Here is a 12,869-nt window from a genome sequence, read left to right as displayed (position 1 = left end):
CCTACCGGCTTCTATCTTCCGGGGGGCTTTTTTGGTAAGTAACCTTGTCATCAGAAGCGTTGAGGTAAGAGGCGTTCTGATAACGATCATCTGATCAGGGAGCGTTGTGTTATGACCTCACTGACATGGCTAGTGATATGTCACCACCTACTCCATTTCTCATGCCACTATCCATTCATGCTTGTAGATAGCCGAAATAACCGTCAGATCTGATCAAAGAGTGACATGCCCTGAATATCGGCAAAAGATTTTTGGGCTGCCTGTAAGCCCACCTGGCGCAGACTGTACTCGGAGATCGCCTCCACATAGTCCAGATCAACCAGATCCGAGCGCGTTTGTTCGTAACTCAGCGTACGGTTACTGCTGACCTGGTCCACCACATCCAACTCATTAAGGCGAGCACCTACAGACGCGCGCACAGTGAGCACATTATCCAGGCTGTTATCCAGCTCACGCATCGAGGTGGAAAGCGTATTCTCAAGATCAGCCTGGCGGCCTGGGTCGCCATCAACCGGCGTCTTCATCACATCAATGGCCGACTTGAGCGTAGCAAAGACATCCTGATTGGCGGCGGAACCATCAGCAGGGTTCACATTGATACTATCTCCTCCCGCTGCGTCCGGCGTGCCCTCAAGAGTAATCGACAAGCCTCCGCCGCCGAGTTCAATGCTTTTCCCGCTGGTGTAACTTTCAACAGGCCCCGTTGTAGTGGTGCCATCAGGCTCGGTAGTAACGACCTGATAGTTACTGTCATCAAGGAAGTTGATCTGATACGCGTTATCCCCGTATCCAGGAGCAGAGGCATCGAGACGATTCGGTCCGGAGAAGGTGACGCTGCCATCGCCTGCTGAATCGCGTGCTGCAGTGGCCACATAGCCGGCACCACTGGGGACACTGTTAAAAATGGCATCGCCACTATCAGATACGGGCATGAGCCGTGATGAGTCGATGCGCTCCTCACGGTTGAAGCTGTCACCGATATAGGCCACGTCGCCGCTATCATTCTGCACGAAAGGCGGAGCGTCATCCTGATAGCCACCGAACAGGTAAGACCCGTTGCCATCGGTGGCATTTGCCTGGCCGAGCATGGTGTTATAGATGCCTTCTAGCTCACTGGCCACAGATTGCCTGTCGGCATCGCTCAGTGTGCCGTTAGCTGCCTGCACCAGCAGTGTTTTGGCACTACTGATCGCCTGGCTAGCACTGTTGAGCACACTCTCTTCTTGTGAAAGGGAATTACGGGCGCTGACACGAGAATCGGTATGTTGCTCGGTAATCGATATTGATTGGGAGACACCAACTGCCTGTGAGGCCGCCTGAGGGTCATCCGAAGGATTAACCACCCGGCGGCCACTTGCAATCTGCTGGCCGACGTCAGTGAACTGACTCTGTTGTCGGTTCAGGCTGCTGACACTCTGCTCAAACATTGTCACGGTACTGATACGCATGATTCGAAACTCCTATGATCAGGTCCGCAGGCCGAGAATGGTATCGAACACGGTGGAAGCGGTCTGAATGACCTTGGAATTGGCCTGATAATACTGCTGGTAACGAATCAAGTTGGCCGCTTCTTCATCGAGGTTGACCCCGGATTCCGACTGCTGGACACCGCGCAACTGTTCGGTGAGGCCACTCTGAGCATCGAGATTAACCTGCACGATATTCGTGCGATTCCCCACATCACTGACCATCGACGCATAGGACTCATTCAACGTCGCAGAACCAGCAACCAACTCACTTCCCTGCAAGTCCTGTAGTGCAATCGCATTGCGATTGTCGCCAGTACCGGCACCATTCAGGCCTAGGCTCAGTGTCTGTCCATCCGCCAGATTACCGAGGGTCAATGTCACACCATCAACGGTTATCTCGTCACCAGACTGCACACTGAAGTTCTGAGACGGGCCGGTGTCAGGGTTGGCAACGATATCGAAGTTGCCGCCACCAGCGTCGCTGATGCTAAGTGACCAGGGAGCATTGCCCGAAGCAAGAGAGTTACCGGGGTCGCCCTTAATGGACTCGACGGCCTCTTTATCACCGCTCAATATGCTACCCGCCGCAATCTTGTCGAGATCGCTGATTTCTGTCTGCATGTCACGGCCCGCGCGGCGAACCGGCTGCACTTCGAAACGATCTCCCTGCTGCAGAGACCCTCCATCGAAGGTAATGACCACGCCCCCAAACGTCAGCTCGTTGGTACCGTTGAAGGTAAAATCACTGCCCGCAGTTAGCTCTTCGCCCGAATCTCTACGGGTGATGGTGAAGTCGCCAGCCGCCGTCGGAGTGGCATTCTCGACTCGAATTTCGTAGTCGGTAGCAAGCAGGTTGGCGGTGTCACCAAACGTCGTAGAAGCGACATCGGCAGTACCGTCATTGTCGGAATGCGCATAGGCACGGGGTGAGCCGACGCTGAAGAAAGCCTCGCCGACATTGCCATCGAGATCGATACCAGCCGCATGCTGCTCATTGAAACCAGAGACCAGTGATACCGCGAGCTGGCCGATCTGGTTCTGGGTCTTGTCCAGAGTTTCGCTGCGAAAGTTCATCAGACCACCGAGACTGCCACCCGTAATGCGATCTTCATTGAGCTCCACCATGTTACCGCCGGAATCCTTGTATCCCACCACGGTGCGCTGGGGGTCGGCACTAGAGCTGATCGCCTCAAGTTGGTAGTTGTTGGTACCGGCAACCAAAGGTTGACCGTTAGACAGCGTCACATTGTAAGTGCTGCCGTCCTGAATATTGAGCTTGATATTCAGTCGCTCACTCAGATCGTTCACCAGCTTATCCCGCTGGTTGAGCAAGCTGTTTGGCGCCTCACCGTTCTTGGCTTCGGCCAGGACGATCTCACGGTTAAGTGAAGAAAGCTGCTTAGTGGTGTTATTGATCTGCGTGACTTCATCACCGATTTTGGCATTGATGCCGGTTTGCATGTCCTGGAGATAAGAATCGAAGGATCGCACCTGAGCGCTCAACGTATCGGCCGACCCCAGCACGCCCTGCCGGGCGGCAGGGTCTGAAGGTGAGCCGGACAGATCGCTCATTGCCGAGAAGAAATCCTGCATCAGCGGTGAGAGCCCCGCCTCGTCGTCGGCCAGCAGGTTGTCGATCTGACTGACTTGAGTCTGGTAGGACTCCAAGGCCGTAGAGGTGCTGGTCGCATCATTGAGCTGATCGGCAACGTAGCGATCGAACTGGCGCTGGATATCGCTAACCTGGACGCCACCTGCGGTATTACCCTCGTTGAGGATCGTCAGCTCTCGGTTGTAGCCCGGTGTGTAGACATTGCTGATGTTGTTACTGGTAGTATTCAGGGCATTCTGGGCGGCGTTCAGGCCGCTGAGGCCGATAGAAAACATGCTCATGACGGGGATCCTTTACATCAATAACCAATATATCGGCCGGGGGCCCAGAGACTTGATGGTGGTGCAGGGCAATCGTGCTAGCGTTCACTACCTGAGTTTTCTGCCAGGCTGCGCTGACCCGCAGGCGTCAGCGGACCCAGCGTATCCATGACGGCAATCAATTTATCGGCATAGCGGGGGTCAGTGGCGTAACCGCCTGCCTGCAGGGCTTGGGCAGCCTGCCCAGCATCCGGAGCGGTCAACACACCGGCATAGCGTGGGTTGTCACCGATCAGCCGGGCATAGTCGGTGAAGGCCGCCTCGTAAGAGTCATAGACCCGGAAGCTATCGGTGATCGCCACCCGCTTGCCATCGATCACCTCATGGGTCCGCACGTCAGTCGTCTCACCCTGCCAATCGCTGCCAGCCTTGATGCCAAAGAGGTTGTGGCTGTTGCCGCCGTCTTGAGTAGTAATCGAGTAGCGTCCCCAGCCGGTTTCCAGGGCAGCCTGGGACAGTATCAGTTCGGCAGGCACACCGGTCGTCCGACTCGCCCTCTGTGCGGGCTCTTCGAGCTTGGCCCTGAAGTTCTCGACATGCTCGAGGCGAGAAGCCTCACGAGTCGACTCCTGCTCATAACTGCCAGCCATCTGATCGGCAGGCTCTGCGGTATCACCCGGCAACCTGGCGTCCAATGCATCCAGGAAGCTCTGTGGTGCCGCGGAACGGTCTGTACCTTGGGTTCTCGCCGCGTTTTGCGCTTTTGAACGGACCACCTGTTGCAGCGGCTCGCCGCGGGGAATGCCCGAAATCAGGCTATCACTGCGGGTATCAACGGTACGCCGGGCGCCACCGAGCTGTTCCTCCAGCATCTCGGCCAGACCAAAGCCCTGACCGGAAAGGTGCTGCGACCATTGCTGATCGAGCAGGGAGGTAAACATTTCGGTTTGCTTGCTGTTTAGAAGATCACTCTGGGGGATCGCATCGCGCATGCTGGTCATCATCTTCTGCAAGAACAGGGCCTCGAACTGCTTGGCCGCCGCCTGCCTACCGGCATCCTCGTCCACGCGCGCCGTGTTCTTCAGGCGCTGCAGCCCTTGCATATCAAGGGCAAACTGACCGCTCATGTCCTGAATCGTCATTAGATGATCTCCAACTCGGCGCGCAGAGAACCAGCAGCCTTGAGGGCCTGAAGAATAGACATCAGATCCTGGGGTGACGCCCCAAGCGCATTGAGTGCATCCACGACCTCGGTCAGATCGGCACCCTCAACCTCTCGCAGATAGGCCTCCTGCTGCTGAATCCCGATATTGGTATTCGGCACGACGGCTGTCTGGCCGCCCTGACTCAAGGCATTGGGCTGACTGACCTGGAAGTCGGTATCGATGATGATCGACAGACTGCCATGAGCCACCGCCGCATGCCGCAGCGTTACGCGACTGTTCATGACCACCGATCCCGTGCGCGCATTAAGGACCACTTTGGCGGCCGCTTCACGCGGGGTGATGTCCACGTTCTCTACCCGCGCCATGAAGCCGACCCGCGCATTGTCGTTTAAAGGCCCCTGTAGCTGAATGACGCGGCCATTGAGCGCAGAGGCCACCGGGCGCCCAAACTCCATGTTGATCGCCGTCACGGCGCGCTGGGCCGTGCCGAAATCCGTCTCCTTGAGCAACAGTTCCAGCATTCCCCCCTGGCGGCCAAGTTCGAGCGGCACCTGGCGTTCGACCAGCGCGCCCCCCGGAATGCGCCCACTGGCCTGCTGATTGATCTGGACACTGCTGCCACCGGCCTGGGCACCGACGCCAGAAACCAGCAAGTTACCCTGCGCCATGGCGTAGGTCTGTCCATCGGCGCCCTTTAGAGGGGTCATCAACAGAGTTCCGCCGCGCAGGCTTTGCGCGTTACCCACTGAGGACACCACGATGTCGAGCTCTTGGCCCTGGCGTGCGAAGGCCGGCAGTTTGGCCGTGACCATCACGGCCGCCACGTTGCGCAGCTGGAGGTTAGTACCCTGAGGCACCGTGATCCCCAACTGAGACAACATGTTGGTCAGGCTCTGACTGGTGAAAGGCGCCTGGGTGGTCTGGTCGCCAGTGCCATCAAGCCCAACGGCCAAACCGTAACCGACGAGAGCGTTATCACGCACACCGGCAAAATCAGACAGCTCACGCAGCTGCTCGGCACGTGCAGACAGCGCCCAAACCAGCAGCAGGGCAAGCAACAGGCCTTGCCGAAGAACACAAAACTCTCGAGAAACGAAAAATGCACGCATCATTCAGGCCTTGCCAAGGAAGTCGGATAACACCTAGAACGGCGAAATATTGAGGAAAATACGCTGCAGCCAACCCATGTGCTGCGCCTCGTTGATATAGCCGTCGCCCACATACTCGATACGCGCATCGGCGACCTGAGTCGAAGGCACGGTATTTTGTCCGCTAATAGTGCGAGGGTTCACCACGCCGGAGAAGCGTATGAACTCGGTCCCCTGGTTGATGGCGATCTGCTTTTCACCCCTCACTCGGAGGTTACCGTTGGACATGACATCCAATACCGAGACGGTAATGGTGCCGGTAAACGTATTGTTGGCCTCGGACCCGCCGCCGCCGGTGAAGTCGCTATTTCCGGAAAGGTCGAACCCATATTCGGCCAACTTATCGAGCGCATCGGGTGCGTTATCGATGGTCAGTCCGGCAGAGCCGGAACGATCCGCATTACTTTGCGAGTTCTTGCTGGCACTGACTTCTTCATCGAGCACGATCGTCAGAATGTCGCCGATCGCTCTAGGCCTGCGATCTTCAAAAAGCGGCTGATAGGCGTAGCCAGCGTTTGTTTGATAGATGGAGCCGTTGGGCTCGGGCGGCCGCGGTTCGGCGATGTTGATCTGTTCCTGCTCGCCCACCACCGATGCTCGCGGCAGCTGTGCACAGCCAGAGACCAGCAAGCACAGCACCACCACCAAAGCCCAGAGTCGGACCGGCATACACCCCTTGAACATCATGACCGCCCCTTGGTTACAGCTGTGCCAGCCGGCTCAGCATTTCATCGGACGTCTTGACTGCCTTGCTGTTGATCTCATAGGCCCGCTGGGTCTGGATCATGCTGACCATTTCTTCAACGACATTGACGTTGGAGGTTTCCACATAGCCCTGATAAATCGTGCCCAAGCCATTGGCACCGGGGATATTCTCGTTACGAGGCCCTGAGGATGCGGTCTCAAGGTATTGGTTTTCCCCGATACTCTCGAGACCAGCCGGGTTAACGAAGCTTGATAGAGTCAGCTGACCAATTTCACGATTGCCTGCCACACCGGGCTCGGTAACCGAGACGATACCGTCCTGACCGATGCTCACCGAAAGCGCATTGTCCGGGATCACAATCGCCGGCTGAACGGGATAACCGCTCGAGGTCACCATCTGGCCGTTGGCATCGAGCTGAAAACTGCCATCGCGGGTATAGGCCGTAGTGCCATCGGGACGCAATACGTTAAAAAAACCGTTGCCGTTGATCGCCAGGTCGCGGGAGTTCTCAGTTTGCTCCATTCCCCCTTGGCTATGCAGTCGCTCGTTGGCAACCGGACGCACACCACTACCTACCTGCAGTCCCGAAGGCAAAGAGTTCTGAGCATCGTTCTGCGCGCCCGGCTGACGCAGGTTCTGATACATAAGATCTTCGAAAACGGCACGAGATTTCTTGAACCCGTTGGTACTGACGTTGGCCAGGTTGTTCGAGATGACGTCCATCTGAACCTGTTGAGACTCGAGTCCCGTCTTGGCGGTCCACAATGATCGAATCATGATGTTCTCTCCTGAAACAGTTCGCCTGAAGTTAAGCCGCTATCAACTGATCGACAGCAGGCTCGTGGCACGCTGAGCATTCTCGTCGGCGCTGGTGATGACCTTCATCTGCATTTCGAAGCGCCGCGCCGTATCGATCATCGACACCATCGATTCGATCGCACTGACGTTACTACCTTCCAGCGCACCGGAGGCAACTCGGACATCCTCGTCACGACCCAGCACTTGTGCCTGACCGTTGGGCCCAGAACGAAAGAGGCCATCCTCGCCACGTGTCAGGCCGGCATCACCGGGAGTGACGAGCTTCAGGCGTCCAACATTGACGATGGCATCGGGGTTTTGGCCGGCGCCAATCGCACTGATGGTACCGTCCCCCCCCACGGCAAGTTTGGCTTCCAGAGGAACGGCGATGGGCCCGCCGTCGCCCAACACGGGACGTCCACCACTGGTCAGTACGCCGTTACCGTCTATCTGTAGGTCGCCGCGGCGGGTATAGGCTTCATTGCCACCCGCATCCTGAACGGCAAGCCAGCCATCACCCCGAATCGCGACGTCGAGGTCGCGGCCGGTGGCGTTGACAGGGCCGGGGCTAAAGTCCGACCCCGGCGTGCTGGCCGCCACCGAGGCTCGCGTATCCAGAACGCCATCACCCTGAACCGGCACGGCTCGCATGGCATGAAGCTGCGCACGAAACCCCGAGGTCGAAGCGTTGGCCAGGTTATTGCTGACCACGGTCTGCTGCTGAAGACTCTGGCTGGCACCGCTCATGGCGGTATATAGCATGCGGTCCATTATCGGCTCATCCTCACCCGTTAACGCAGGTTAACCGCGCTCTGCAGAATCTCATCCTGGACCTTGATGGTCTGGGAGTTGGCCTGGTAGGCCCGTTGCGCGACGATCATGTCGACCAGCTCGGAGGCCATATCAACGTTGGAGGTCTCGACCGCACCAGATGTCACGCTGCCCAGCACCCCGGTCCCCGGCTGCCCGACCAGCTCACCGCCAGACGCAGCGGTCTCGGTCCAGGCGTTGTCACCGGCGGACTTCAGGCCTTCCGGATTACGGAAGTTGGCCAGGGCAATCTGCCCCGCGGCCTGGGACTGCTCGTTGGAGAAATTACGCACGATGCTGCCATCGTCTTCGATCTGGATGCCCACCAGCGTACCGGCGGTATAGCCATTCTGTGTCAGCTGGTCATTGGTCGAGTCTTTGGAAAACTGCGAGGTCCCAGCGAGATTGAGCTGCACCCCAGCCATGTCAGCTGCCCCCCCACCAAGCTGAGCAGCAGTAAAGGTGAAGTTGGTAGCGTCATCTCCAGGCGTCCCGTTGACACCGCTCAGGGCACCACTGGAATCGAACTCAAGGGTAAACTGATTCTCGTCTGCGACGGGCAAAGCACCATCATCATTGATGCGGCCATCGAGCGCGACGTTGCCCTGCCATTGATTCGCTCCGGTTTTCTGGTAGTAGACCGTCACGTTGCGCGAATTACCCAGCGAGTCGAAGGTCGTGAAGCTGTTGGAGTAGTGATAGTCGATATCCAGCGTATCGTCGGGTGCAGCAAGCCCCGTATCCACCGTCGCCGTTTCCAACTGGTCGGGATCGCCTGGGGTAGAGCTGGCATCCAGGTTATAGACGGCATTGATCTGGGTGGTCGACTGGGCTGGCATACCGGCCGCCGGCACTCTCAACACCTCGGGCTGGCCGCCGGCCACTACATCCGAGAAGGGATCGTTAGGGTCCGAGAGCCCGTAACCCATGAGCTGTGCGCCCTGGGCATTCACTAGGTAGCCATCGGCGTCCATGGTCAGCTGTCCGTTGCGCGAATAGACCGTTTCGCCATTCTGCTGCATACGGAAAAAGCCTTCGCCGCTGATGGCCAGATCCAGCTCACGACTGGTGCTTTCAATGTTGCCGTCGCTGAAATCCTGCCGCACGTCCGAAACCTGTGTCCCAAGGCCCACATCGGCATTGGCGAAGACATCAGCAAACAGAGTGGTGGACGACTTGAAGCCAACGGTCTGGGAGTTGGCGATGTTATTGCCCAAGGTGTTCAGGTTGGCCTTGGCGGCATTCAGGCCACTCAGCGCTTGTGAAAAGCCCATGGTTCATTTCCTTTGTAGCGATGTGAAGATGCGATATGAGAGACGGGTACTTGTTCTTAACCAGTGTTTAAACCGGATAGCCTGGGCCGAATAAAACTCGCTGAGCCTCAGACCGAGGGATTCACAGGATCTGCTTGACGTCATTCAGGCCGATCTGTCCATAGACGGCGCCGAGGTCAAGCAGAACACCTCCGCTTTCCTGAGGCGTCACCGCCCCCACCTGTGCATAGTTAAGGGCCTGGGAACCGATGGGCTTTTCATCGCGTGTCGCCTGCAAGGACACGTTATAGGCACCGTCAGGCGCCAGCTCACCCGAGGACAGCTGGCCATCCCAGGAAATATTCGATACGCCGGCCTTGGCGCTACCCGCGTCATACTGGTCGACGACCTGACCGCTGCCGTTGGTAATGGTCACGCGCACGTTATCGGCGGGCTGATCAAGCTCAATGCCAATGGGCGTGGTGGTCACCTTTCCATCCACCTGACTGGTCAGCACCTTGTTGCCCGGCACCATCACGCCAGAGCCGACCAAGCCGGCTGCTTCAAGCGCCCTGCCCTGGTCAATCTGATCTGTGATGGAAGAGAGTGTGGTGTTGAGTTTCTCGATGCCGCTTACGGTATTGATCTGCGCCAGCTGCGAGGTCATCTCAGCATTCTCCATGGGGTTCATGGGATCCTGATTTTTCAGCTGAGTTACCAGCAATGTCATGAACCGATCGTTGAGATCGTCAGATTCACGATTAGCGGCTGCCTTGCCGGCTTGCCCGACGGTGCCGTTGACACTATTCAGGACATTCGAATCGATGCTAGTAGCCATATAATCAGCTCTCTCCCAGGGTCAGCGTTTTGGTCATCAGCTGTTTACTGGTATTCATTACTTCGACATTCGCCTGGTAGGAACGTGACGCCGAGATCATGTTGACCATCTCATTGGTAGGATCCACGTTGGGCATGGTCACGTAGCCATCATCATCCGCAAGCGGGTGCTCAGGGCGATATTCCATGCGCATCGGCGAAGGGTCATCCACGACGCCGGAGACACGCACACCACCGACCTCAGAGCCCCCCTGCTGCTGGGCTTCAAACCAGACTTGCTTGGCTCTGTAAGCCTCACCGTCGGGACCTGCCACGCTATCCGCATTGGCGAGATTGCTGGCGGTCACGTTCATCCGCTGCGCCTGCGCGCTCATGGCGGAGGCGGATATATCAAAGATTGAGAACATCGACATGCTACGCTCACTCCTAGGGCTCGGGGCAGCCATCAGTCAGATGGTCATTCCGATTGCATGGATGACTTGAGGCCCCGGATACTGCTGTTCAGCATCGACAGGGAGGCTTGATAGCGGACAGCGTTATCAGCGAACTCCGCCCGCTCACGATCCATATCGACCGTATTACCATCGAGGCTTGGCTGGGCCGGCACGCGATACATCAGGTCATGCACCTTGCTGCCCGAAGAGCCGTGACCTTCAATGTGACCCGCAGAGGTGGTGGACAGAGCGAGACCGCTCTGACTCGCGCCACCACCCTCCATCGCCCGCGACAGCTCCTGCGAAAAATCAAAGTCGCGGGCCTTGTAATTAGGCGTATCGGCGTTGGCAATGTTGCTGGTCAAGACCTCATGCCGCTGTTGGCGAAGGTTGAGGACTTCCTGCTGGAAGTTCAGCGCCGACCCAAGCTTATCGATCATTTGTGCACCCACAATCGCGAAATGGGGAAATGTTGAGAGTGAAGAATAGCGATGCCCCCGTCATCTCAAAGGATCAAACAGACCCGCATTTCGCACCCAATTCCGTTATTGACCTGACCGGCAGCCGAGTAGAATTGGCCCAGATCAGATATCCAGCCTCCTTGAGTCAGTGATTGCCATGCCCCAAACGCCCTGCAAGCCTGTCTCTCGATTTCGCATCGCGAGCGAATCTCGCAAGAGAAGCCTGCGCTTCGCCCTGTCGCTATGTCTCCTGATGTGGATAGCGATGACAGCGGCACCTGCGCTCGCGCAGAATCAAGCGCTAAACCAGGATCAAGCATTAGTAGAAGCCGTAAAACGCTTTCTGCTGGATCAAGCGCCCGAGGACGCCGAAGAGATCAGGGTCGAGGTGTTTCCGCCTTCTGCACAATTCGCTGCCTGTTCATCACCACGCCCCTTCTTACCCAATAGAAACCAGCGCCAATGGGGTCGCGTCTCGGTAGGCGTCGAGTGTGCAGGTGCTCAGGATCGCTACCTTCAGGCAGAGGTGGAAGGCATCGGCAGCTATGTCACGGCTGCCGAACGCATCGAGACCGGCACGGTCATCGATCAAGGCATGCTGACCATGCGCAAGGGAAGCCTGGGCCGCCTGCCATCCGGCACGATTCGCCATGCGGATGAGGCAATTGGCATGCTGACCAGGCGCACGATCACCTCGGGCTCGACCCTGCGAGAGCACCAACTGCGCAGCGTTCCGCTGGTCGAACAACGCCAGTCCGTATCGGTGGAGGCTCAAGGCAGCGGGTTCCGCATCTCGCGGGAAGGCGAGGCACTGGAGGATGGAGGCATGGGAGATGAGGTTAGAATTCGCCTCTCACGACGTGAGATCATTACCGGCAAAGTTATTGGGTCCGGTCGCGTCGCCGTCGATTTCTAAAGGCATCTTGCGGCACCGGCAAAAAAAGACCGCTACGATTAAAGATACCGCCCACCTGGCCGATACCATGGGCAAGCACCACTGACGAGGCCGCTCCCTTGAAAATCGACAGCTCACAGTCTCTGACCCGCCTACAGCAGACGGATCAGACCACGACAGGCAAGCCCGCTCCCGCCGGCAACGCACAGGCATCGGCAACGCCGACCTCTGCATCAATCGCCCACCTGAGCCAGGGCAGCCAGAATGTCAGCGGAGACATCGACACCGCACGGGTCGAAGAACTCCGCCTTGCCATCAGCGAAGGCCGCATGGAAATCGACGCCGACAAGATCGCCGACGGCCTCATCGCTAGCGTCCAGGATATCCTCAACGGTGAGTCTTCATGAGTTTGAGAGAATCTCTCGAACGCCAGCGGCAGCGCATCGCTTCACTGGAAGCACTCTTGAACAATGAGCGACAGGCATTGTTCGAAGGCCGTGTCGACGGTGAGTTGCTCAATCGCATTGCCGCCGACAAGCAGGAAATGCTGACCCAGATTGAGCGCTTCGAGACCCAGCGCAACCAGGTACAGCAACGCCTTGGCTATGGCGCGGGCCTTGAAGGCGCTTCCAGGGCTGCCGCTGATGCAGACTGCCTTTCCGTCTGGCAAGCATTGCTGGAAGACGCTCAACGCACGGCACGTCTCAATGCCATCAACGGCGGCATGATTCGCCAGCGCCTCGAGCAAAATCAGCGCATGCTCAATGCGCTGCGCGAGGCAGCAGGCAATAGCTTATATGGTCCCAATGGCCAGTCTGAACCCCGCCGCAGCCTGGTGTCCTCACGCGCCTAACGCCCTATTCCTCCCGCTTCCCCCCCCCTTGACTACCACACCCCAAGTGATGGCAGCCTCGCCTCGACGCCATACAACGATGCTCCATGCGCGATTGGTATAACGCACTATGCTCATGTAGTGAGCTCTACTAAACAGACACGAAACCTTGTTGCTGTTGCTGTTGC

The 12,869-nt window shown here is 57.7% G+C and carries 14 protein-coding genes; 3 read left to right on the top strand and 11 right to left on the bottom strand.

What is annotated here, in order from left to right; all coding sequences use genetic code 11:
• Nucleotides 1-203: 203 nt before the first annotated feature.
• The 11 genes from flgL to flgB all read right to left on the bottom strand — a co-directional run bounded on the left by flgL (nt 204) and on the right by flgB (nt 10,933).
• Complete coding sequence (gene flgL / locus Q2K57_RS12045; protein WP_112053457.1) at nt 204-1,448, bottom strand: flagellar hook-associated protein FlgL; 1,245 nt, start codon at nt 1,446-1,448, stop codon at nt 204-206.
• 18 nt (nt 1,449-1,466) lie between these two features.
• Entirely contained in the window at nt 1,467-3,362 is a 1,896-nt protein-coding gene (gene flgK / locus Q2K57_RS12040) for a flagellar hook-associated protein FlgK (protein WP_304525207.1), read from the bottom strand.
• 77 nt (nt 3,363-3,439) lie between these two features.
• Nucleotides 3,440-4,483: a flagellar assembly peptidoglycan hydrolase FlgJ gene (flgJ, locus tag Q2K57_RS12035; protein ID WP_304525206.1), complete on the bottom strand. Its 1,044-nt coding sequence runs from the start codon at nt 4,481-4,483 to the stop codon at nt 3,440-3,442.
• A complete protein-coding gene (locus tag Q2K57_RS12030; protein ID WP_369700312.1) occupies nt 4,483-5,616 on the bottom strand; it encodes a flagellar basal body P-ring protein FlgI in 1,134 nt (377 codons plus the stop codon). Before Q2K57_RS12030 ends, flgJ begins: the two co-directional genes overlap by 1 nt.
• A 33-nt stretch (nt 5,617-5,649) precedes the next feature.
• Nucleotides 5,650-6,339: a flagellar basal body L-ring protein FlgH gene (locus tag Q2K57_RS12025; RefSeq protein ID WP_304526689.1), complete on the bottom strand. Its 690-nt coding sequence runs from the start codon at nt 6,337-6,339 to the stop codon at nt 5,650-5,652.
• A 16-nt stretch (nt 6,340-6,355) separates the two neighbouring features.
• Nucleotides 6,356-7,138, bottom strand: a complete 783-nt coding sequence (gene flgG, locus Q2K57_RS12020) for a flagellar basal-body rod protein FlgG (RefSeq protein WP_112053462.1) — start codon at nt 7,136-7,138, stop codon at nt 6,356-6,358.
• 42 nt (nt 7,139-7,180) lie between these two features.
• Nucleotides 7,181-7,930, bottom strand: a complete 750-nt coding sequence (locus Q2K57_RS12015; RefSeq protein ID WP_304525204.1) for a flagellar basal body rod protein FlgF — start codon at nt 7,928-7,930, stop codon at nt 7,181-7,183.
• 20 nt (nt 7,931-7,950) lie between these two features.
• A complete protein-coding gene (flgE, locus tag Q2K57_RS12010; protein WP_304525203.1) occupies nt 7,951-9,243 on the bottom strand; it encodes a flagellar hook protein FlgE in 1,293 nt (430 codons plus the stop codon).
• 121 nt (nt 9,244-9,364) lie between these two features.
• Complete coding sequence (locus Q2K57_RS12005) at nt 9,365-9,952, bottom strand: flagellar hook assembly protein FlgD (protein WP_369700262.1); 588 nt, start codon at nt 9,950-9,952, stop codon at nt 9,365-9,367.
• Between the two features lie 112 nt (nt 9,953-10,064).
• On the bottom strand, nt 10,065-10,472 hold the full coding sequence (gene flgC / locus Q2K57_RS12000) for a flagellar basal body rod protein FlgC (RefSeq protein ID WP_112053466.1): 408 nt from the start codon (nt 10,470-10,472) through the stop codon (nt 10,065-10,067).
• Nucleotides 10,473-10,516: 44 nt separating this feature from the next.
• A complete protein-coding gene (flgB, locus tag Q2K57_RS11995; protein ID WP_112053467.1) occupies nt 10,517-10,933 on the bottom strand; it encodes a flagellar basal body rod protein FlgB in 417 nt (138 codons plus the stop codon).
• 286 nt (nt 10,934-11,219) lie between these two features.
• On the opposite strand from flgB, the gene flgA reads away from it, so the two are divergent.
• The 3 genes from flgA to Q2K57_RS11980 all read left to right on the top strand — a co-directional run bounded on the left by flgA (nt 11,220) and on the right by Q2K57_RS11980 (nt 12,702).
• Nucleotides 11,220-11,870, top strand: a complete 651-nt coding sequence (gene flgA, locus Q2K57_RS11990) for a flagellar basal body P-ring formation chaperone FlgA (protein ID WP_304525201.1) — start codon at nt 11,220-11,222, stop codon at nt 11,868-11,870.
• 98 nt (nt 11,871-11,968) lie between these two features.
• Complete coding sequence (gene flgM, locus Q2K57_RS11985) at nt 11,969-12,256, top strand: flagellar biosynthesis anti-sigma factor FlgM (RefSeq protein ID WP_258395901.1); 288 nt, start codon at nt 11,969-11,971, stop codon at nt 12,254-12,256.
• Nucleotides 12,253-12,702: a flagella synthesis protein FlgN gene (locus tag Q2K57_RS11980; RefSeq protein ID WP_112053469.1), complete on the top strand. Its 450-nt coding sequence runs from the start codon at nt 12,253-12,255 to the stop codon at nt 12,700-12,702. Before flgM ends, Q2K57_RS11980 begins: the two co-directional genes overlap by 4 nt.
• Nucleotides 12,703-12,869 lie beyond the last annotated feature (167 nt).

Source organism: Halomonas sp. I5-271120, assembly GCF_030553075.1.
In the GTDB taxonomy this organism is placed as follows: Bacteria; Pseudomonadota; Gammaproteobacteria; order Pseudomonadales; family Halomonadaceae; genus Onishia; species Onishia taeanensis_A.
This window is presented reverse-complemented; position numbering and strand designations above follow the sequence as displayed.